This window comes from Acetobacter musti, assembly GCF_011516835.1.
Classification (GTDB): domain Bacteria; phylum Pseudomonadota; class Alphaproteobacteria; order Acetobacterales; family Acetobacteraceae; genus Acetobacter; species Acetobacter musti.
In genome coordinates this window covers 1-20315 of record NZ_WOTB01000015.1, presented here as the reverse complement: position 1 = coordinate 20315, position 20315 = coordinate 1, and the positions used below count along the sequence as shown (strand labels likewise).

Below are 20315 nucleotides of genomic sequence, written 5' to 3'. Positions count from 1 at the left end.
TCCGCTTCGAAACGAAACAGTAAGGACAGCATCATGAAAAATCTCGCCGGCCTGATGAAGCAGGCATCCCAGATGCAGGCAAAAATGGAAGAAATGCAGGCAAGTCTGGAAAACATTCAGATTGAAGGGACGGCAGGCGCCGGAATGGTGACAGTCGTGCTGAGCGGTAAAGGCGATATGCGCTCCATCCGCATCGATCCCAAGCTGGCCGATCCGACCGAAATGGAGATGCTGCAGGATCTGATCGTGGCGGCCTGCGCAGACGCCCGGACAAAGCTCGACAAACGGGCCTCGGAAGAGATGCAGAAAGTCACAGGTGGCCTGAACCTGCCGCCGGGACTCAAACTTCCGTTCTGAGAGACTGTTCTGGCGGCTCCCTGGAAATCCGAATGATGCCGATCCCCGATATCGATCATCTGGTCGGTCTGGTCGCGCGTCTGCCCGGTCTCGGTCCTCGCTCGGCGCGGCGGGTAGTGCTCGCGCTGCTGCGCGACCCGCGCGGAAAACTGCTTCCTCTGGCCCGCGCCCTGGAAAGCGCTGCCGTGTCCGTGCGGACCTGTTCGTCCTGCGGCAATCTGGATGTCGAGGATCCCTGCCATATCTGCCGGGACCCGGCACGGGCGAAAGACGTTATCTGTGTCGTGGAAGGGGTCAACGATCTCTGGGCTCTTGAGCGGGCCGGCGCACATCGTGGTGTCTATCTGGTGCTGGGCGGGGTTCTGTCCGCATTGCGCGGGGTCGGACCGGCCGATCTGAATGTCGGGCCGCTTTTCGAGCGCCTGCGGGAGGGCGCTGTGAAAGAAGTCATTCTCGCCCTCGGCGCAACGGTTGATGGCGCCACGACAATGTACTGGCTGCAGGAGAAGATCGGCCCGTACAGAGTCGAAGTCACCCGTGTCGCGCAGGGCGTCCCGATGGGCGGGACACTCGATGTTCTTGATGACGGAACTCTGGCGGCTGCACTCAGCGCCAGGCGCCCTGTCTGACGTGGAGAACCGGCCTTGAATGCAACAGCACTGACGCCGCCGATCAGCCCGCATATTCCCCGTGCCGCCCTTGTAACCGGTGCGGGACGCAGACTCGGCCGGGCAATAGCACAGGCGCTTGCTCAGGCCGGATTTGCCGTCGCGATTCATTATCGCGCAAGCGAGGGGGAAGCCCGGTCCCTCCTTACGGAAATCGAAGCATCAGGTGGCCGTGGCTGCCTCCTGCAGGCCGATCTTGGCGACGAGGAACAGGTGCGGCATCTCGTGGAACGTGCCTCCGCAGCGCTTGGTCCTCTGGGCGTGCTTGTTAACAACGCATCCACCTTCGAGAGAGATGAGTGGGACACGGTCTCCAGGCAGAGCTGGACGGATCATCTTGAGCCAAACCTGCGGGCGCCGATGGTGCTGATTCAGAATTTTGCCAGAACCCTTCCGAAGGGGCGCCACGGAATGGTGCTCAATATGCTCGATGAACGGGTCTGGTCGCTGACTCCACATTTCGTCAGCTATACAGTCTCCAAATCGGCGCTCTGGACGCTGACACAGACAATGGCGCTGGCCCTGGCGCCGAAACAGATTCGGGTCAACGCGATCGGACCCGGTCCTGCTCTCCCCAGCCCACGGCAGACTACCGGCCAGTTTCAGCGACAATGTGCCTCGGTGCCACTTGGTCACGGCACTTCGCCGGAAGAGGTCGCATACGCAGCCCTCGCTCTTCTCGCACTTCCATCCGTGACCGGGCAAATGCTGGCTCTGGACGGTGGACAGCACCTCCAGTGGCACAGCAGTCCGCCCGATACGGACGCCCTGATGGAAGAATGAAACACATGACGACGCTTGCTCCATGGCCGAACGAACCCCCATTACGGCGCGTATTTCTGAAGGATATGCTCGTCGACGCTCAGATTGGCGTATTCCCGCATGAGCAGGGCGTTACCCAGCGCGTCCGCATTAATGTATCATTCGGCGTTTCAGAGATCCGTAACCTGGTCGAGGGTGCGGATGATCTGAGCCGCACTGTCTCTTACGAAGACGCCGTGCTCACCATCCGCAGGCTGGCGACCGCGCAGCATACCAAACTGGTCGAAACGCTCGCCGAACGGATTGCCATCGAGATTCTGAAGAATAAGCGCATTCACGTGGTGCGCGTCAGCGTCGAAAAACTGGATATTTTTTCTGATCTTGATTCTGTCGGAGTGGAGATCGAGCGATGGGCAGCCTCCTGATCTGAGACCATTCGGCCGCGTTCACGCATCCTGTTACGCATCGGTAAGATGCAGCAGAGCTTTCGCGTGTCTCACCACATGTTCCACATCGACCGGCAGCACAGACTGGCTCGTGTGGTCCTCCCGCATGACTCCCGTCTCCACGAGATCAGCCCAGTAGCAAAGGTTGTTGCGGATCGCGATGGGCAGAAAACACGGGTTCTGATGATGGCTCGGAACAAGCTCATAAACAATCGTGCCCGGTGCGCACCATGCAATGTTCGTCAGGCCCGCTCCCAGGAAACCAACGACCATCCGGGCCTCGGAAAACAGACATATCTGCTCCCGAAGACTGAGTTTCTCCGGCCGGACACATTCGAAGCCGACTCTTTCCAGACCTGCCGCCAGATCCGTTTCGTTTGGAATTTTACGATTGGCAGCAGAGCCACGCTGAATGAACAGCAGGCGCATCTGCGGATATTCGCCGGAGCGCGTTTCGCCGCAGCCGGCAGCCCGTTTAAGAATGCGACTGGTTTCCGTCAGTGTCTCCGATACCGTGAAGTCAGTCTTTCCACGGATGAAATCCGTGTAGATGACACGAGCAAATTTATAGCGCAGGCCGGGTCGCGTGATTTTCCAGCGCTCCCGGGGCAATCCCATCAGTTCAATGCTCTTAGCCTGCCACGATGTCAGTTCAGGCAGAAGAAACACATCATCGGGGCCGGCTGCTTTCCGAAAATGACAGATCGCCGGCAGAGTATGGGCGAACCAGTGGTAAAAATTGCTATTCCAGTGATCGAATCCGGCCCAGGCCGTCAGATCGCTGACTTCAACCGGAGTTTCCCGATCGGCATCGAAAGCCTTCAGAACATTTTCCGGCTGAGTGTAGAGCTGAGTGTAAAGAAGATCCCGGATCGCCCTGCCATCAGACCCGAACATGGTGAGCACCGGGTCGAATACAGCCGGTCCGAAACTGTAACGGAAAATGGGTGTGGTCGAGGTCTCCCAGTGACGGAACAGGCTTTCCGAACCATCATCCAGCAGACCGTTTGCTGCGAAAATGCCCCTGCGCCGGGGCGACAATTCAATCAGGGTCCGGTTTCCGGCTGCCTGATACAGGCAATGGTCAGATACAGGCAGGTATTCCTGCGAATTTTTTATTCGTCTGCGAAACCTGGAAAACAGAGACATAATACTCTTGCGTAAAAGTGGGCGGTATCCGCAATGCCTGGCCGGCTACAAATTCTTCTGCGCCAGGCAGCATCGGGCACCGGAAACGGCCATAGAAGCAAAGCATCATGGTAATAAAGTGATAAATCCCGAATGGTCTGGCCGGCAACAAAAGAGACTGACCCGCCCGGAAATACCCGTCAACGATAAGCATATTGATCTGTTACCCGGATTTTGCAGATATTCCTGTTACTGGATATTCGACGAAAAGATCAAAGCCGCACCCGACGATAATTTTTATCATCGTGATCACTCTGTATGGCAAGAGAGAGAACAGAAAATCTGTTTCGGAAAAATCAGAATATTAAGAGGAAGCATTGCTTGGAGCAGGCCGCTCTGCCTGATTCTGTTGCCCGAAGATGACAAAGGGACAAGATTTACGCACCCGAAGACTATCGCAGATGAGCCTGCGCCACATCGATAGTATAATATTCAGACAGATGTATGGAACTTGCAGAGCCAATATCAGACTGCGACATCAGCCTGCAAAGCGGGCACAGTGGAAGAATGTAATCCGTCGATAATCATAAGCGAGAATGTCCGTCTCAGACCCATCTGGGACGGATCCCGCTAAAACCCGACAGCCACTCTTACGAGTCGTGCTCGTCCTTATCGGTGTTTACATCGATGTCCGTGCCGATATCGTCGGCATCGTCATCGAGATCAGCCGTGTCTTCCATGACATCCGCATCTTCATCGTCATCATCTGTATCAATGTCGATGTCATCGTTTTCGTCTTCAGGCTTGGCAACAGATTTAACCGGCAAAGCCGGAACACTGTCGCCGGCCCTTTTAAGCCGGGGGACTTCGGCCGGCTGTTCAGCGCCGCATTTCGGGCAAACAGCAGGTTCCTTGTTAAGGTCGTAAAAACGCGCCCCGCAAGAAACACAGACGCGTTTGGAACCGAGTTCAGGCTGGGCCATGGTGAACCTGTCAGTCGTGATCATGGTTTGGGGAGATACTCCCCGGCGAGCCTGGAGCACCGTACGAAACGCGCATCCAGTTAAGGCGTGGCCAAATGCCAGCTTGTGGGAGGCATGTCAAACATGAGCACACGGTTCAGAGCGAGCAGCGGTCTGCTATGTGCGGCCTGACCTCATTTCTGCCTTAATTTTCCAATGCCATACAATTGCGTCATGTTCCGGACGCGGCATTTTCGTCAGAGGCCCATGTGATGAGCAGGTCGTCCAGCTGCCTGTTACACTCTTTTACGCTCAGTCTGCTCGCCGCTCTCGCGGCATGCAGCACAGTTCCTCCCGGTGGCGACCGGTCACAGTGGGGCAGGGGAAACTACAGGGCGCCCGGACCGGCATCCGACCCCTGGGGACCATATATCCGGGAAGCCGCAGGCCGGTTCTCCGTGCCGGAACAATGGGTCCGGGCGGTCATGAATCAGGAATCCGGCGGAAAAGAATATATTAACGGCCGGCTGACACGCTCCGGCTCCGGAGCAATCGGCCTCATGCAGCTGATGCCCGCCACATGGGCCGAGCTCGCGGGATTATACAGTCTCGGTGGCGATCCATACGAACCGCACGACAATATCGTCGCCGGAACAGGCTACATCCGCCAGCTTTATGACAGATTCGGATCGCCAGGCTTCCTCGCCGCCTATAATGCGGGACCCGGCCGTCTGGAACAGTATCTCCAGACAGGCGACGCCTTACCCGACGAGACTGTCAATTACGTCGCGTCAATTGCTCCTCATCTTGGTGACGTTCCTCCGGCAGCCGGCGCGACTGACATGGATACCGCACCGGTGCGTGTGGCGCAGGCCATGCCCGTTACAACACCGGTTATGCCGGCTGCAGCCGCCGGACCTGACGTCAGCACTATGACGCGGACCGCAGACGGATGTATCCGGGACGCTGACGCAGCTTACGATCCGTCCAGGTGCCTCGTCGATCACGATACGCCGCATGCCGACCCGGCGCCCGTACCCCGGCCAATGGCGCCCCCTGTCGCAGTCGCGTCCGCGCAACAACCACTGCCGGCTGAACTCGCCAGCTACGTTGAACCTGCCTCACCATCAGCCCGGCCAGTCATCCATCCGGCGGTCGCGACATACAGCTATTCAGGCAGCTATTCCGGGGGCAGCAGTGAGTCCGGAGCCGGTGGTCGCGCCTGGGCCGTGCAGGTCGGCGCCTTTTCCAGCGGAAATGAGGCCCGTGTTGCTCTCGCTCAGGCCCGGACCTTTATCGGAGGCACATCTGGCAGGCTGGGCGCTGTCGTGACACGGGTTTCACCTGCCGCGAATTCACTCTACCGGGCGCGCCTGGTCGGATTCGGTCCGCAGGACGCAGCCGCGGCGTGCCGTGTTCTGCACACCCACTCTGTCGCGTGCTTTACCGTTCCCGTTACGATTTGACCGGTGGCAGGTCTGAAAACAGACATTGTCGCCACCCCGGACGTCAGCTAGACCCCCGCCTTTCCACGGGCTGCCGGAAGGCGACCCTGCACAGCCGGGACTAGGAACAGATGGCACGTAACCGCATCCGGAAAGGGCGCGTTCTGAATGGCTGGCTGATCATCGACAAGCCTTCAGGTATCACGTCGACAGCCGTCGTCAGTATCGTGAAACGCGCCTTCGACGCTCAGAAAGTCGGCCACGGCGGCACACTCGATCCGCTGGCGACAGGCCTGCTGCCAATCGCAATGGGCGCGGCAACCAAGACGGTGCCATACATCATGGACGGCACAAAGCGGTATCAGTTCACTCTGCGTCTTGGCGAGGCCCGCGACAGCGACGATGCGGATGGAAATGTGACGGCGACATCGGACGTCCGTCCCTCGGACGATGAACTGCGTGCCGCCACAACCGGTCTGACAGGCGACATCATGCAGGTGCCCCCGGTTTTTTCCGCCCTCAAGGTGGCGGGTGAACGCGCTTACGATATGGCCCGCGAAGGGCGCCCTCCGGAACTTCCACCCCGCCCGGCACGGGTGGACCGCTTCGAACTGATCGGCCGGCCGGACGCGGATCACGCCGTCTTCGAGGTCGAATCGGGCAAGGGCGTCTATATGCGCTCTCTGGCCCGCGACGTTGCTCTGGCCTGCGGCACGGTCGGGCATATCGCCGCCCTGCGTCGCCTGCGGGTCGGACCCTTCACGGAAGCAGACGCAATTTCTCTGGACAAAATCGTCGCAAGCGCCGAAGAAGCACCCGCTTCACCGGAACTTCTGCGTCCGGTCGCGACCGCGCTGGCCGACATCCCGGCGCTGGCCCTGACCCCGGACGAGACAGTTCTCCTGCTGCATGGACAGGCGCTCGATCTGTCGGATCTCACGGGACGTATCCCTGAGACCGGCCCGGACAGCATCGTTCGTGCAATGGACGGTGAGCGTGTGCTGGGTCTGTGCCGTCTCGAAGAGGGGTGGCTGCAGCCCGTCCGTCTGCTCTGAACCTCATTATTCGGGAGATACCGATGTCGATTACCGCAGAACGCCGTACGGCGCTGATTCAGGAATACAAAACGAACCCGACGGATACCGGGTCGCCGGAAGTTCAGGTCGCGATCCTCACCGAGCGGATCAACAACCTGACCGAACACCTCAAGACCCACGCGAAGGATTTCCATTCCCGCCGCGGTCTGCTGGTCATGGTCGGAAACCGTCGTGGTCTCCTGGACTATCTGAAGCGCAAGAGCCAGACCCGTTACGAGACGCTGATCGGTCGTCTGGGCCTGCGTCGCTGATCACCGGCATGACGTGGAAAGAGCGGGAGATCACATCTCTGGCACCCCGCCTGTTTCCCCGTTGTCCGTAATCCTGTAAGGGATGCCCCCGGGACACCTGTTCAGCAGGTGCCCGGGTTTTTTTGTTGTCCGGAAAATACCGGACGAATCTGGAGCCGAACCGGCTTATCGTGGGGCTCTCCGGCCAGCCACGGCGTTTCAGGCCACATGGCGCCCTGGCGTTTTTCGCCAGTCACCATGCCGTCCGAGACGCTGTCTGCACCGGCCCCTGTCAGACGGAACCGGGATCACATCCGTGATCCGTTTCCGGGACGCGAGATGCGGTGTCGGCCCGAAAGGTCTGATGCAGAATGTTCAATTATTTCCGTAAAGAGATCGAGTGGGGCGGTCGCACGCTCGTGCTCGAAACCGGTAAGATCGCCCGCCAGGCGGACGGAGCCGTTGTCGTCACCTACGGCGACACCGTCGTGCTCTGCACCGCCGTCGGCGCGAAGAGCGTCAAGCCGGGGCAGGATTTCTTCCCCCTGACCGTGAACTATCAGGAAAAAGCATACGCAGCGGGCAAGATCCCGGGCGGCTTTTTCAAGCGCGAGGGTCGCCCCTCCGAGGCGGAAACGCTTAACTCCCGCCTCATCGACCGTCCGCTGCGTCCGCTGTTTCCGGAAGGGTTCCGCAACGAAGTTCAGATTATCGCCACGGTTCTCAGCCATGACATGGAGAACGATCCGGCGATCCCGGCGCTGATCGGCTGCTCGGCGGCGCTGACCCTGTCCGGTATCCCGTTCTTCGGACCGGTAGGCGCCTGTTCCGTCGGTTACACTGACGGCGAATATGTCCTCAACCCGACCATTGAAGAGGCAAAAGACAGCGAGCTTGATCTCGTCGTCGCAGGCACCACAGAAGGTGTTCTGATGGTCGAATCCGAAGCCAGCGAGTTATCCGAAGCCGTCATGCTTGGCGCGGTGACTTTCGGTCATAAAGCGTTCCAGCCGGTCATCGAGGCGATCATCGCTCTGGCCGAACATGCGGCGAAGGCCCCCTGGGATCTGGAAGGCCCGTCAAAGGAAGCCATCGCGCTTCGTAAAAAGGTCGACACCCTTGGCCGGAAGCTTCTGACCGCGGCTTACAAGGAAAAGGCTAAGCAGGCGCGATATGAAAAGATCGCGGCCGCCAAAAAAGCCGTGCTCGACAAACTGACGGATGCCGGGCTGGACGCCGAAGCCGCGAAGCCGATGCTAAAGGATCTCGAGGCCAGCATCGTCCGTGGCTCCGTGCTCGACACAGGCCTGCGCATCGATGGCCGCGATCTGGTAACGGTCCGCCCGATTGTCTCCGAAGTCGGTATCCTTCCGCGCGCTCATGGCTCTGCCCTGTTCACACGTGGCGAGACGCAGGCGCTGGTCGTGGCTACCCTCGGCACAGGTCAGGACGAGCAGGTCATCGACGCACTTGGCGGCGAATATCGCACCAATTTCATGCTGCACTACAACTTCCCTCCGTTCTCTGTCGGGGAATGCGGTCGCGTAGGATCGCCCGGACGTCGCGAGATCGGTCACGGCAAGCTGGCATGGCGCGCTGTCCATCCGCTGCTGCCAACGAAGGCTGAGTTCCCGTACACGATGCGCGTGGTCTCCGAGATCACCGAGAGCAACGGCTCCTCGTCAATGGCAACCGTCTGCGGCACATCGCTGGCGCTGATGGATGCCGGTGTGCCGCTGAAGCGCCCGGTAGCCGGTATCGCCATGGGTCTGATCAAGGAAGATCGCGGCTTTGCGGTGCTCTCCGATATTCTCGGCGATGAAGACCATCTGGGCGACATGGATTTCAAAGTGGCCGGCACCGAGAAAGGCGTAACGGCTCTGCAGATGGACATCAAAATCACGTCCATCACGCCGGAAATTATGGAAATCGCCCTTGAACAGGCGCGTGGCGGTCGTCTCCATATTCTCGGTGAGATGTCCAAAGCCCTCACGGAAGGACGTACCGACGTTTCGTCCACAGCGCCGAAAATCACGACGATGAGCGTGCCGAAGGAAAAAATCCGTGACGTGATCGGATCCGGTGGCAAGGTTATCCGTGAGATCGTCGAATATTCAGGGGCGAAGGTCGATATCGGTGACGACGGCACGATCACCATCGCCGCCTCATCCGACGATCAGGCGAAGAAGGCCATCGACAGGATCAACGGCATCGTCGCCGAACCCGAGGTCGGTCGCATCTATGACGGTAAAGTCGTAAAAACCGCCGATTTCGGAGCCTTTGTGAATTTCCTGGGCGCTAAGGACGGTCTTGTACACATCTCCGAGCTTGCTCAGGGACGCGTAGCCCGCACCACCGACGTCGTGAAGCAGGGAGATGCCGTGAAGGTGAAGGTCATCGGCTTCGATGACCGCGGCAAGGTAAAGCTCTCGATGAGGGTTGTAGATCAGGCAACCGGTGCCGACATAACGGCAGAGGTGGGCGAACGTCCCGCCCGCGCACCGCGCCGCGAAGACTGACATCGGTTAAATGAGAGTCAGCAAACGGGCGTTGCGACAAAGGGTCGCAACGCCCGTTTGTGTATGGCATAAGCTCCGGCGCCGCGTTAAGAGGCACCGGAATTCACAGGAACAGTGACGGCGACAGGACAGGCATGAAGGCGATTAACGCAGTAAGTTTGAGTGGCGCAGAAGTCCTGCCGCTGGTCGAGGGCGGCAAGGGCGTCGCCGTCTCGACCGGTCAGTCCGCCGGCGCCTGGGCTGCGGCCGGAGGGGCCGGGACAATCTCAATCGTCAACGCCGACAGTTACGACGCAAACGGTGAGGTTGTTCCGCAGATCTATCGCGGAAAAACACGCCGCGAGCGGCATGAAGAGCTGATCGACTACGCCGTTCGCGGAGGAATCGCCCAGGCTGAGATAGCGCATGAGACGGCGTCCGGGCGCGGACGCATTCATGCCAATATCCTGTGGGAAATGGGTGGCGCCGAACGGGTCATCACCGGCGTGCTGGAAGGTGCGAAGGGACTGATCCACGGCCTGACCTGTGGTGCCGGCATGCCCTATCGCCTGTCAGAAATCGCCGCGAAATTCGGCGTTCACTATTACCCGATTGTCTCGTCGTCACGCGCCTTCAATGCGCTGTGGAAACGCGCCTATCACAAGACAGCGAATCTTCTCGGCGGCGTGGTGTATGAAGATCCATGGCGTGCTGGCGGCCATAATGGTCTTTCCAATACGGAAAATCCCCTGAAGCCCGAAGACCCTTATCCGCGTGTCGCCGCGCTGCGCAAACTGATGAACAGTTTCGGCCTCGGCGATACACCGATTATCATGGCAGGCGGTGTCTGGTGGCTGGAGGAGTGGCAGGACTGGATCGATAACCCTGAGCTGGGGCCTGTCGTTTTTCAGTTCGGAACCCGGCCGCTGCTGACAAAAGAGAGCCCGATCCCCGAGGCATGGAAACAGCGCCTCAAAACTCTTGAGAAAGGCGACGTTTTTCTCAACCGGTTCTCTCCCACCGGATTTTATTCCTCCGCGGTGAATAACAGTTTCCTGAAAGAACTGCGCGAACGGTCGGACCGGCAGATTGCGTTTTCTCCCGAGCCTGTAGGAGAGCATACGGCACCCTATGGCGTCGGCGCCCGTAAACGGGAAGTGTTTGTCACTGAGGCCGATCTGCTTCGTGCCCGTGGCTGGGAAGCAGAAGGCTTCACGGAAGCAATGCGGACACCGGATTCGACGCTGATTTTCGTGACGCCCGAGCGTTCACGCGAGATTCTGACCGACCAGGTCGCCTGCATGGGCTGTCTGTCGGAATGCCGCTTCTCGAACTGGAGCCAGAACCCGCCTGATTTCAGTAACGGGCATAAGGCGGATCCGCGGTCATACTGTATCCAGAAAACACTTCAGACCATCGCCCATGCCCACGGTCCCGATCAGGAAACGGTGGCGGATCATAATCTGATGTTCGGCGGGACAAACGCCTGGCGGTTCGCCACGGATCCCTTCTATTCCAACGGTTTTGTTCCCACCGTCAAAGAACTGGTCGACCGGATCGTGACCGGCCGCTGATTTTTTCAGCGGCTGTCATGGGCTGACCCGACCATTTCATTCTTGTCTGCGTGGAAGGTTCCCGGATGTTTTTCCGCTTTTCCGTTTGCCGGAGATGGGCAGTCGGTGCCCTGCTTCTCTTCGCCGGCTGTAACGGGATATCACCCACGCAGGCGGCCGCAGCGGCTCTCTCTCCTGCGGACCAGGGCTGGGTCGATCGCGTGCAGGACAGAATGAATGCCGTGACGACCCTGCGTGGACGCTTCGAACAGACCGCGGCTGATGGCCAGAAGACAACCGGAGACGTCTGGCTGGTAAGACCAGGCCGTATGCGTTTTCAGTATGATAAACCCAGCCCGCTTCTTCTTGTCGCCAATGACGGGAAAGTCGTGTTTCGTGACTCGCAGCTGGATCAGACAACCGAAATTCCGCTCGAACGGACTCCTCTGAGCCTTCTGCTCGGCGCCCACATCTCTCTCTCGGGCGATGTAACGGTCACCAGTTTTCGCCACGAAAACGGCATCATCCAGATCGCAGCCGTCAGAACGGCGTCACCCGGAGAAGGTACGCTCGTTATGGCGTTTGACGAGCAGTCGCTTGTATTGCGTGGCTGGGTCGTTGTGGACGCGCAGGGGCGTCAGACACAGGTGACACTGTCGCAGCTCGTCTCCGGAGGCAGCGCCTCTCCGGATCTGTTCGTGCTCCCGAAAGGCGACTGAGTATTCATCCCTGAATATCCCTCAGGACACGTATGACATCATCCTGTCAGAGCTGAAGACAGGAAAGCGTCGCTATGCCCGAAACAAATATTGCCGACAGAAAGAGATACCTCTGATGTCGGCAATCATCTCTTACTGCGCGGCGACCGCCGTTATCGTAACAGCCATTAATGCGGCCCTTGTCGCACTGTTTGTCAGGATACGAAAAGCACAGGACGAAGCCTTCTGGGAAAAACAATCCAGCCAGCCGGCATCAGAACAAAAAATTTACAGATTCCACCGACCGGATGGTGGGCGCAACAGGGATTGAATCTGTGAGCCCTACCATGTCAAAACCGGCTGACCCCAACGAAATCAGAGACTTACAGAGTCAAACACGTTCAAAAACGGCACGCACGATCAAGGAAAAATCGTGCAATGCGTGTGAGCAGCGTACTAGAAACTGACTCTGTTGTCACGGATCTCCGGACCTTTCAGGCAAGTTTTTTTCATCGTATTCTGGTTTCGACCGGGAGTGCAGAGCGATGAGCCGCCATGCTTCCGTCAAGGCGGCTTTCCGCAAGCAGGTTCTGGGGCTCTATTTTGACCACCAGCTGAAACCATCCGAAAAATCTGTGCTTATGACGCTCGCCACCTTTCTGGGTGCGGATGGGCTCTATCCAAGCCACGATGCCATTGCTCGGGCCTGTCGGTATTCCGTGCGAACGGTCATCCGAGCGCTTGAACGTGCCTACGAACTCGGGCTGGTCGAGCGGACCTGCCGCAGGAAGCTGGTTGGTAGTCGATGGGTAAGAACCAGCAATACCTACAGGCTGCTTATCAAGGCCACCGATCAGGTTCGCGCAGCCGGAAAGCATATGGCCCGCGCCATTTTCCGTGGTGTGCAGGTTGTAAGTGACAGGATGGCGCAGAAGGCGTCCAGAGATATACATATTCAGGAGAAACGGCTGCCTTCAGGGCGTCGATACCCGGAACCGCATGGTCCAAGCCAGCTTTCACCAAGCGAGTGGATCGAAATCATCAAAGGCTGGGGAACCATCTGACTCGCAATTCTGTCTGATCAGCATTGCTAAAGGGGCATTTGCGCTTGTCACCCCTGATGCGGTCCTGTTACGTATTACGACATGTAATATGGAGATGGGCCCATGGAAACGGTTGTCGTTCGCAAACAGGGCAATTCTGTCGGTGTTACCCTTCCAGCGGAAACACGTATCCGCCTTGGTCTGGAGGTCGGACAGGAACTCACGCTGGTCGAAATGGCCGACGGAATCAAGCTGGTGAAGCGCAATCTCAAGCTTGAGCGCCAGATGCAGATGGCGCGTGAGACACTGCGTGAGCAGGCAGACGTTCTTCAGGAACTGGCCAAGCGCTGATGCCGGATGTGCCTGAGTTTCTGGAACCTGACGCGGTGCTGTTCATGCACGATCAGGTCCTGAAAGAATACGGCGGAACCCACGGGCTCAAAAGCGAAGATCTGCTGCATAGCGCGTTAGCCCGCGCAGAAAACCGCTGGCACTATGCGGAATCCGATCCGCCGGACACCGCGACTCTGGCTGCGGCCTACGCTTATGGCATCGCGCGCAATCATCCCTTCAACGACGCCAACAAGCGGACAGCCTGGAGTTGCTGCGTCCTTTTCCTGCGGCTGAACGGCACTCGTGTGCAGGTCGGCGCTCCGGAAGCTGTCGAAGCCATGGTGGCTCTTGCGTCTGGCGCAATGGAGGAAGACGCGTTCGCGGCTTGGCTCCGGCAACATTTTCAAAACCAGTGATTCCACATTTTCGACATCGGACCAGATTTTCTTATGAGCACGACACCCCGGACCGCCTCCCTGTCCTCCATGATCTGGCAGGTCGCCGATCTCCTGCGGGGCGACTTCAAGCCAGCCGAATACGGTCGGATCATCCTGCCCTTTACCGTTCTGCGCCGCCTTGATGCCGTTCTGGCTCCTACCCGAGCCAAAGTGCTAAAGGAAAAGGAGAAGTGGGAGAGTAAAGGCATCGACCCCATGCCTTTCATGGAGAAAGCCGCTGGTCTGAAGTTCGTGAACACATCCGACTTCACTCTGAAAGGCGTGCTGGGCGATCCGGATAACCTGACCCAGAACCTCTCCGCCTATATCAACGCCTTCTCACCCGCTGCCCGTGACATCTTCGACCACTTCCGCTTCACCGAGCAGACAGACCGTCTGGCAAAGGCCAACCTGCTCTATCTGGTGCTCGAAAAATTTATCAGCTTCGACCTCAGCGACAAAGCCGTCGATAACCACCAGATGGGGCAGGTGTTCGAGGAACTGATCCGCAAGTTCTCCGAGGCCTCTAACGAGACAGCCGGTGAGCACTTCACCCCGCGTGAAGTCATCAGGCTGATGGTGAACCTCATCTTTGCCGAGGATGACAGCCTGCTGACCCCCGGTAATGCCGCCGTTCGCACCATCTATGACCCGACGGCTGGCACCGGGGGTATGCTCTCCGTCGCGGAAGAGTTCCTGCTTGACCACAACCCGGACGCCCGCCTGACCATGTTTGGGCAGGAACTGAACCCGGAATCCTATGCCATCTGTAAGGCTGACATGCTGATCCGCAATCAGGACGTCAGCAACATCCGCCTTGGCAACACACTGTCCGATGATGAACTGGCGGATTATAAATTCGATTACATGCTCTCCAACCCGCCTTTTGGCGTGGAGTGGAAGAAGGTCGAGAAAGCCGTCCGCGCTGAGCATGACAAGTTGGGCTATGATGGGCGCTTTGGTCCCGGCCTGCCGCGCATCTCGGACGGCTCCATGCTGTTCCTGCTCCACCTGGTCCACAAGATGCGTCCGGCGAAGGATGGCAGCGCGCGCTTTGGTATCGTCCTGAACGGCTCACCCCTGTTCACGGGCGCAGCTGGATCCGGCGAGTCCGAAATCCGGCGCTTTGTGCTGGAAAACGATCTGGTCGAAGCTATCATCGCGCTGCCGACCGATATGTTCTTCAACACCGGCATCGCTACCTATGTCTGGGTGCTCACCAATCGCAAGCCAAAGAACCGCAAGGGCAAGGTGCAACTGATCGACGCCTCGTCCTTCTGGCAGAAGATGCGGAAAAGCCTCGGCTCCAAGCGCAAGGAAATGGGGGAGGACGACATTACCCTCGTTACGCGCCTGTTCCGCGATGCGCAGGAAGCACAGCTTGCCACCATAACCGCCGCCGATGGCACGCAGACGCGTGAGGTTGTGATGAAGGGCGCGGAACCACCGGAAGGGCCTGAAAGCGGCAAAGTCAGGCTTGCGCCGTTGAGCCGCATCTTCCGCAATGAGGCGTTTGGCTACCAGACCATCACCGTGGAGCGTCCGCAGCGTGATGAGGACGGCAATATCGTCCTCGGTCAGCGCGGAAAGGCAAAGGGCAAGCCCGTGCCTGACAGCAGCCTGCGGGACACGGAAAACGTGCCGCTGAATGAGGATATTCACACCTACTTCAAACGCGAAGTCCTGCCCCATGCCCCTGATGCGTGGATTGACGAGGACAAGACAAAGATTGGCTACGAAATTCCTTTCAACCGGTATTTCTATGTGTTCGAGCCACCGCGACCGCTTGAGGAGATTGATGCGGATCTGAAAGAGGTGACTACGAAAATCATGCGGGTGCTTGGGGAGCTTTCGGCATGAGTTTCCCAAAGTATCCGGCTTATAAGGACAGTGGGGTTGAATGGATTGGGAGAGTTCCTGCGGAGTGGACACTTTCTCGTATCGGTTCGTGTTTTGCAGAACGTCGACAGAAGGTCAGTGATGCGGACTATCCCCCGTTGTCTGTAACCAAAAATGGTATTGTGCCTCAGTTAGAAACTGCAGCTAAAACTGATGATAATGACAATAGAAAGTGTGTAATTGCAGGAGATTTTGTTATTAATAGTAGATCAGACAGAAGGGGTTCCTCTGGAGTTTCTCCCCACGATGGGTCTGTCTCTTTAATAAATACGGTAATTTCCCCTTCTGAAAGAATTTATGGACATTTTTGTCACTATCTTCTTAGATCAACAGCCTTTCAGGAAGAGTATTATAAATATGGAAAAGGCATCGTCGCTGACCTTTGGAGCACTAATTATAATGAAATGAAATTGATCTATCTCGCGCTTCCACCACTCCCCGAACAGCAGGCAATAGCCAGCTTTCTTGACCGTGAGTGCGGGAAGATTGACGCCCTGATCGCCGAACAGGAGCGGCTGATTGCCCTCCTTGCGGAAAAGCGGCAAGCCGTCATCTCCCACGCCGTCACAAAAGGCCTGAATCCCAACGCCCCCATGAAGGACTCAGGCATCCCGTGGATCGGGATGGTGCCGGAAGGGTGGGATGTTGTGACAGCAGGCCGTGTGGTGAGAGTCATATCCGGTTTTGCGTTTCCATCTGACAAGTTTTTGAAATATGGCGAGGGCGTACCTCTACTTCGTGGTGTTAATGTCGGAGTTGGAAAATTACGTTGGGACGATGTAGTATATTGGAAACGTCAAATTGACGATGGACTTGATATTTATGAATTAAAAGAGGGTGATATTGTAATTGGCATGGATCGCCCATGGATTTCTTCAGGTCTACGAATTTCAAAGATATATAAGAAAGACTTACCGTGCTTGCTTTTGCAGCGGGTAGGGTTATTGCGATCAAGCAAATATTTAAATAGTTCTTTTCTAATGTATCAATATTCATTGCCAAATTTATGCATTTTCTTGCTCCGGAAATGACAGGAGTTAGCGTTCCTCATATCAGCCCTTCGCAAATCGCATCTTTTCCCATTTGCCTTCCTTCTCGCAAAATTCAAGATGAAATTGTTACATACCTAGCTAGAGCGATTACCGAATTTGAAAGCCTTATTTTAACAGCGACTAACGCTATTACCCTGCTCAAAGAACGCCGTGCCGCACTCATCTCCGCCGCCGTCACCGGCAAGATCGACGTTCGTGCCCAGAGCAAGGCCCTCGCAGCATGATCGACACCAAGGGCCGCTCTCTGGAGCTTTTCTATATCGACGGTCATCCGGACGGCATGATCACCGCCGAACTCTTCAACTGGACGGGGCATGTGTTCGTCACGCCGCGCACGCGCCTGACCGAAGCGCTCAGACGGGAAGAGGCCGGTTATGCCGGGGTCTATCTACTGCTGGGCGAGAAGGACGGGCAGGACTTCGCCTATATCGGGGAAGCCGAGGATCTTGGTGTCAGGCTGAAACAGCACGCGGCGGCGAGCGACAAGGACTGGTGGGAAACCGCTGTTCTGGTTTCCGCCAGCGCGAACCGGCTCAACAAGGCGCATGTGAAGTATCTGGAAGCGCGGCTGATCGTCATGGCGCGGGAGATCGGGCATACGCCGCTGCATAATGGCAACTCCCCAAAGCTGCCGGGTCTGACGGAAGCGGATATTGCCAAGATGGAGGCGTTTCTTGCCAGCCTGATGGTGGTTCTGCCCGCCATCCGGGTGGATATGTTCATCCAGCGCAGCCGTCCGGCGGGGTCATCGCGGCCTGTTCCGGTCTTTGAAGCGTCGGAAGGAGAGAGGACCGATGCGGCGCCGGAGACTGTTCGGTTTGTCCTGCACAAGCCGCGCATTGATCTGACGGCAAAAGCTGTTTTTCAGGACGGCGAATTTATTGTTGAAGCCGGATCGCAGGCCCGGAGTGACTGGCAGAGAGAGGACAGCGCACAGGCAAGTTCCTATAAGCCGCTGCATGACGAACTGGTGCGATCCGGCATCCTGCAAATGGCGGGAACGCATCGTGTGTTTACCAAGGACTACGCGTTCAGAAGTCCGAGTGCAGCCGCTGCGGTTGTATTCGGTCATTCCGTAAGTGGCCCTGCGGCGTGGAAGCTGGAGAGCAACCCGGACATTTCGTTTCGGGACTGGCAGGCGCATCAGCTTGATGCCGTAACAGAAAAAGGCACTGGTGAATGACCGATCTTCACAAGGAGTATCATCTGGAATCAGAAATCTGCGATTACCTCGGACGTTCCGGCTGGCTTTATGAAGATGGCTCTGCCGCGCGGTATGACGTGGTGCAGGCCCTGTTCCCCGAAGATCTGCTGGCGTGGGTGCGCGAATGCGAGCCCGAGGCGTGGGAAACGCTGGAAAAAACGCATGGAGCCTCGGCTAGCGCAGTTTTATGCCAACGGGTAAGGGACGCGCTGAACACGCGGGGTGCGCTCGTCGTCCTGCGTGATGGTCTGGACATTATCGGGCTGACAAAAACGCTGAAGATCTGTCAGTTCCGCCCGACCCTGACGATGAATCCGCATTTGCAGCACCGTTATGACGCCAATCGCCTGCGCGCTGTCCGGCAGGTGCGTTATTCGGCCAGTAACGGCAATGAGCTGGATCTGGTGCTATTTCTGAATGGCGTGCCGGTTGCGACAGCCGAGCTGAAATCAAACTACACGCAGTCAGTTCAGGATGCGGTGGAGCAGTATTGCACCGACCGGCTGCCGAAACCGCCTGGCAAACCTGCGGAGCCGCTGCTTTCGGTGCCTGGTGGGGCGGTCGTGCATTTTGCTGTCAGCAACAGTGACGTGATGATGTGCACCCATCTGGATGGCGCGCACAGCCGCTTTCTGCCGTTCAATCAGGGGAACGCTGGCGGTGCGGGCAATCCCGGCACCACGGCATATCTGTGGCAGGAGGTCTGGCAGCCGGACTCATGGCTGGATATTCTGGGCCGCTACGTCATTCCGGTGAAGAAAAAGGGGAAGATCTCAGGCTGGATCTTTCCGCGCTATCATCAGCTTGCCGCCACACGGCTGCTGGTCTCCACCATTCTGAAGGAGGGGCCGGGGCAGCGTTATCTGATCCAGCACTCTGCCGGGTCGGGCAAGACAAACTCCATCGCGTGGACGGCGCATTTTCTGTCCGATCTACATGACGCGCACAATCACAAGCTGTTCGATACTGTCATTGTGGTGTCAGACCGTACGGTTCTGGACCGGCAGCTTTCGGAAACCATCGAAAGTTTCGAGCGTACGCGCGGCGTGGTGGCATCGATCTCCGGCAATGGTGGCAGCAAGAGCCAGGAACTTGCAGCAGCCCTGCATACGGGCAAGAAAATCATTATCTGCACGATTCAGACTTTCCCGTTCGCGCTGAAGGAAATCCGCCAGCTTGCGGCAACCGAGGGCAAGCATTTCGCCGTGATTGCTGATGAGGCCCATTCCTCACAGACCGGGACATCCGCCAGCAAGCTCAAGGCAGCCCTTTCATCCGGTGAACTGGCAGAACTTGCAGATGGTGGGGAGATCAGCACGGAAGACCTGCTGGCGGCGGAAATGGCGCAAAGGACTGCCGCAGACGCGGGCATTTCCTTTATTGCTTTCACGGCTACGCCAAAGGCCAAAACACTGGAACTGTTCGGGCGTTTGCCGCATCCAGATCAGCCCAAAGGAGAGGACAACAAGCCTGAGGCGTTCCATGTCTATTCCATGCGGCAGGCTATCGAGGAAGGCTTCATTCTTGATGTTTTGCAGAATTATGTGTCCTGGAAACAGGCGTTCCGCCTGAGCCAAGATGGACAGATTCTGGATGACACGGAAGTGGAGGCTTCGGAAGCAAAAAAGGCGCTGATGAAGTGGGTGCGCCTGCATCCCACCAATATCGCGGCACGGGTGCAGATTGTGGTGGAGCACTTCCGCCAGAATGTGCAGCCTCTCCTTGGTGGTAAGGCGCGCGCTATGGTCGTGACGGCCAGCCGCAAGGAGGCCGTGCGCTGGAAGCTGGCCATGGATCGCTACGTGAAGGAAAAGCATTATCCATTCGGGCTTCTTGCAGCATTCTCGGGCGAGGTAGATGACCCGGAAAGTGGTCCGGAGCCATTTACGGAAAGCAACATCAATCCGGCGCTGAAAGGACGCGACCTGAGGGAGGTTTTTGCCGAAGATCCGTGGCGAATTCTGATCGTGGCGAACAAGTTCCAGACGGGTTTCGATCAGCCATTGCTGTGCGGCATGTATGTGGACCGGAAGCTCGGTGGGATTCAGGCCGTGCAGACGCTTTCGCGGCTGAACCGCTGCTATCCGGGCAAGGACATGACCTTCGTGGTCGACTTCGAGAATGATCCCGAAGACATCCTCAAGGCTTTCCAGCAATATTACACGAAGGCCGAACTAGCAGATCTCAGTGATCCGAACTGTGTGGTGAACCTGCGCCACAAACTGGATGATGCCGGGCTGTACGATCAGCCTGAAGTGGATCGGGTGGCCCGTATCCTGACAAATCCGAAAGCAACGCAACAGCAGCTTGATGCAGCTATCGTGCCGGTCAGTTCTCGTGTGCTGAGCCGGTATCGTGATGCCCGGAAAATCGTTCAGGATGAACCGGAAGACTTCTGTGGTTGCCGTCCGTTATGCAAGAGTTTTCTGACCCATATTGACGTGTGATCGTGTGCGGTCTTCTGTAAGGCCTGTTGATGTGGCCTTTCAGAAGCCACTGGCCA

Annotated in this window: 22 protein-coding genes; 20 read left to right on the top strand and 2 right to left on the bottom strand. The window is 57.6% G+C overall.

Annotation, left to right across the window (positions count from 1 at the left end; translation table 11 throughout):
- The first annotated feature begins 33 nt into the window (after positions 1-33).
- The 4 genes from GOB93_RS11905 to folB are packed head-to-tail and all read left to right on the top strand — an operon-like array spanning position 34 to position 2212.
- Complete coding sequence (locus GOB93_RS11905) at positions 34-357, top strand: YbaB/EbfC family nucleoid-associated protein (RefSeq protein ID WP_173583727.1); 324 nt, start codon at positions 34-36, stop codon at positions 355-357.
- 32 nt (positions 358-389) lie between these two features.
- Complete coding sequence (gene recR, locus GOB93_RS11900) at positions 390-986, top strand: recombination mediator RecR (protein WP_408742393.1); 597 nt, start codon at positions 390-392, stop codon at positions 984-986.
- Positions 987-1001: 15 nt separating this feature from the next.
- Entirely contained in the window at positions 1002-1808 is an 807-nt protein-coding gene (locus tag GOB93_RS11895; protein WP_173583726.1) for an SDR family oxidoreductase, read from the top strand.
- A 5-nt stretch (positions 1809-1813) separates the two neighbouring features.
- On the top strand, positions 1814-2212 hold the full coding sequence (gene folB / locus GOB93_RS11890) for a dihydroneopterin aldolase (RefSeq protein ID WP_173583725.1): 399 nt from the start codon (positions 1814-1816) through the stop codon (positions 2210-2212).
- Positions 2213-2245: 33 nt separating this feature from the next.
- On the opposite strand, the gene GOB93_RS11885 is transcribed toward folB, so the two are convergent.
- On the bottom strand, positions 2246-3274 hold the full coding sequence (locus tag GOB93_RS11885) for a glycosyltransferase family 61 protein (RefSeq protein ID WP_242010737.1): 1029 nt from the start codon (positions 3272-3274) through the stop codon (positions 2246-2248).
- Between the two features lie 115 nt (positions 3275-3389).
- Here GOB93_RS11885 and GOB93_RS11880 point away from each other — a divergent pair, with 115 nt between their 5' ends.
- Positions 3390-3845, top strand: coding sequence for a hypothetical protein (locus GOB93_RS11880; RefSeq protein WP_173583723.1), 456 nt, complete (start codon positions 3390-3392; stop codon positions 3843-3845).
- 166 nt (positions 3846-4011) lie between these two features.
- Here the strand turns inward: GOB93_RS11880 and GOB93_RS11875 are convergent, their stop codons facing one another.
- The gene (locus GOB93_RS11875; RefSeq protein WP_173583798.1) at positions 4012-4344 is read right to left on the bottom strand and encodes a TIGR02300 family protein; all 333 of its coding nucleotides are present in this window, start codon (positions 4342-4344) and stop codon (positions 4012-4014) included.
- A 251-nt stretch (positions 4345-4595) separates the two neighbouring features.
- Here GOB93_RS11875 and GOB93_RS11870 point away from each other — a divergent pair, with 251 nt between their 5' ends.
- From GOB93_RS11870 to GOB93_RS11800, 15 genes are all read left to right on the top strand, one after another.
- Complete coding sequence (locus tag GOB93_RS11870) at positions 4596-5789, top strand: transglycosylase SLT domain-containing protein (protein ID WP_173583722.1); 1194 nt, start codon at positions 4596-4598, stop codon at positions 5787-5789.
- 110 nt (positions 5790-5899) lie between these two features.
- Positions 5900-6823: a tRNA pseudouridine(55) synthase TruB gene (truB, locus tag GOB93_RS11865; RefSeq protein WP_173583721.1), complete on the top strand. Its 924-nt coding sequence runs from the start codon at positions 5900-5902 to the stop codon at positions 6821-6823.
- Between the two features lie 23 nt (positions 6824-6846).
- Positions 6847-7116 (top strand): 30S ribosomal protein S15, encoded by a 270-nt coding sequence (gene rpsO / locus GOB93_RS11860; protein ID WP_173583720.1) that lies wholly within the window; start codon positions 6847-6849, stop codon positions 7114-7116.
- Positions 7117-7466: 350 nt separating this feature from the next.
- Entirely contained in the window at positions 7467-9614 is a 2148-nt protein-coding gene (gene pnp, locus GOB93_RS11855) for a polyribonucleotide nucleotidyltransferase (protein WP_173583719.1), read from the top strand.
- A 134-nt stretch (positions 9615-9748) separates the two neighbouring features.
- The gene (locus GOB93_RS11850; RefSeq protein WP_173583718.1) at positions 9749-11167 is read left to right on the top strand and encodes an NAD(P)H-dependent flavin oxidoreductase; all 1419 of its coding nucleotides are present in this window, start codon (positions 9749-9751) and stop codon (positions 11165-11167) included.
- A gap of 221 nt (positions 11168-11388) precedes the next feature.
- Positions 11389-11865 carry a LolA family protein gene (locus tag GOB93_RS11845; RefSeq protein WP_338422362.1) on the top strand — a complete coding sequence of 159 codons (477 nt, stop codon included), beginning with the start codon at positions 11389-11391 and terminating at the stop codon, positions 11863-11865.
- A 115-nt stretch (positions 11866-11980) separates the two neighbouring features.
- Complete coding sequence (locus GOB93_RS11840) at positions 11981-12175, top strand: hypothetical protein (protein ID WP_173583716.1); 195 nt, start codon at positions 11981-11983, stop codon at positions 12173-12175.
- 214 nt (positions 12176-12389) lie between these two features.
- Positions 12390-12908: a helix-turn-helix domain-containing protein gene (locus GOB93_RS11835; protein WP_173583715.1), complete on the top strand. Its 519-nt coding sequence runs from the start codon at positions 12390-12392 to the stop codon at positions 12906-12908.
- Between the two features lie 102 nt (positions 12909-13010).
- The gene (locus GOB93_RS11830; protein ID WP_035382081.1) at positions 13011-13238 is read left to right on the top strand and encodes an AbrB/MazE/SpoVT family DNA-binding domain-containing protein; all 228 of its coding nucleotides are present in this window, start codon (positions 13011-13013) and stop codon (positions 13236-13238) included.
- A complete protein-coding gene (locus GOB93_RS11825) occupies positions 13238-13636 on the top strand; it encodes a type II toxin-antitoxin system death-on-curing family toxin (protein ID WP_173583714.1) in 399 nt (132 codons plus the stop codon). The genes GOB93_RS11830 and GOB93_RS11825 overlap by 1 nt, the downstream gene beginning before the upstream one ends.
- Before the next feature lie 33 nt (positions 13637-13669).
- Positions 13670-15517: a type I restriction-modification system subunit M gene (locus GOB93_RS11820; protein WP_242010736.1), complete on the top strand. Its 1848-nt coding sequence runs from the start codon at positions 13670-13672 to the stop codon at positions 15515-15517.
- A complete protein-coding gene (locus GOB93_RS11815) occupies positions 15514-16587 on the top strand; it encodes a restriction endonuclease subunit S domain-containing protein (protein ID WP_173583713.1) in 1074 nt (357 codons plus the stop codon). Before GOB93_RS11820 ends, GOB93_RS11815 begins: the two co-directional genes overlap by 4 nt.
- Entirely contained in the window at positions 16563-16832 is a 270-nt protein-coding gene (locus GOB93_RS11810) for a restriction endonuclease subunit S (RefSeq protein ID WP_173583712.1), read from the top strand. Before GOB93_RS11815 ends, GOB93_RS11810 begins: the two co-directional genes overlap by 25 nt.
- Complete coding sequence (locus tag GOB93_RS11805) at positions 16829-17791, top strand: GIY-YIG nuclease family protein (protein ID WP_173583711.1); 963 nt, start codon at positions 16829-16831, stop codon at positions 17789-17791. Before GOB93_RS11810 ends, GOB93_RS11805 begins: the two co-directional genes overlap by 4 nt.
- Complete coding sequence (locus tag GOB93_RS11800; protein ID WP_242010735.1) at positions 17788-20259, top strand: type I restriction endonuclease subunit R; 2472 nt, start codon at positions 17788-17790, stop codon at positions 20257-20259. The genes GOB93_RS11805 and GOB93_RS11800 overlap by 4 nt, the downstream gene beginning before the upstream one ends.
- Positions 20260-20315 lie beyond the last annotated feature (56 nt).

Coding starts and splice junctions, on each gene's coding strand:
- GOB93_RS11905 (WP_173583727.1), top strand. CDS start 34: ATGAAAAATCTCGCCGGCCTGATGAAGCAGGCATCCCAGATGCAGGCA.
- recR (WP_408742393.1), top strand. CDS start 390: ATGATGCCGATCCCCGATATCGATCATCTGGTCGGTCTGGTCGCGCGT.
- folB (WP_173583725.1), top strand. CDS start 1,814: ATGACGACGCTTGCTCCATGGCCGAACGAACCCCCATTACGGCGCGTA.
- GOB93_RS11875 (WP_173583798.1), bottom strand. CDS start 4,344: ATGGCCCAGCCTGAACTCGGTTCCAAACGCGTCTGTGTTTCTTGCGGG.
- GOB93_RS11870 (WP_173583722.1), top strand. CDS start 4,596: ATGAGCAGGTCGTCCAGCTGCCTGTTACACTCTTTTACGCTCAGTCTG.
- truB (WP_173583721.1), top strand. CDS start 5,900: ATGGCACGTAACCGCATCCGGAAAGGGCGCGTTCTGAATGGCTGGCTG.
- rpsO (WP_173583720.1), top strand. CDS start 6,847: ATGTCGATTACCGCAGAACGCCGTACGGCGCTGATTCAGGAATACAAA.
- pnp (WP_173583719.1), top strand. CDS start 7,467: ATGTTCAATTATTTCCGTAAAGAGATCGAGTGGGGCGGTCGCACGCTC.
- GOB93_RS11850 (WP_173583718.1), top strand. CDS start 9,749: ATGAAGGCGATTAACGCAGTAAGTTTGAGTGGCGCAGAAGTCCTGCCG.
- GOB93_RS11840 (WP_173583716.1), top strand. CDS start 11,981: ATGTCGGCAATCATCTCTTACTGCGCGGCGACCGCCGTTATCGTAACA.
- GOB93_RS11835 (WP_173583715.1), top strand. CDS start 12,390: ATGAGCCGCCATGCTTCCGTCAAGGCGGCTTTCCGCAAGCAGGTTCTG.
- GOB93_RS11830 (WP_035382081.1), top strand. CDS start 13,011: ATGGAAACGGTTGTCGTTCGCAAACAGGGCAATTCTGTCGGTGTTACC.
- GOB93_RS11825 (WP_173583714.1), top strand. CDS start 13,238: ATGCCGGATGTGCCTGAGTTTCTGGAACCTGACGCGGTGCTGTTCATG.
- GOB93_RS11820 (WP_242010736.1), top strand. CDS start 13,670: ATGAGCACGACACCCCGGACCGCCTCCCTGTCCTCCATGATCTGGCAG.
- GOB93_RS11815 (WP_173583713.1), top strand. CDS start 15,514: ATGAGTTTCCCAAAGTATCCGGCTTATAAGGACAGTGGGGTTGAATGG.
- GOB93_RS11810 (WP_173583712.1), top strand. CDS start 16,563: ATGCATTTTCTTGCTCCGGAAATGACAGGAGTTAGCGTTCCTCATATC.
- GOB93_RS11805 (WP_173583711.1), top strand. CDS start 16,829: ATGATCGACACCAAGGGCCGCTCTCTGGAGCTTTTCTATATCGACGGT.
- GOB93_RS11800 (WP_242010735.1), top strand. CDS start 17,788: ATGACCGATCTTCACAAGGAGTATCATCTGGAATCAGAAATCTGCGAT.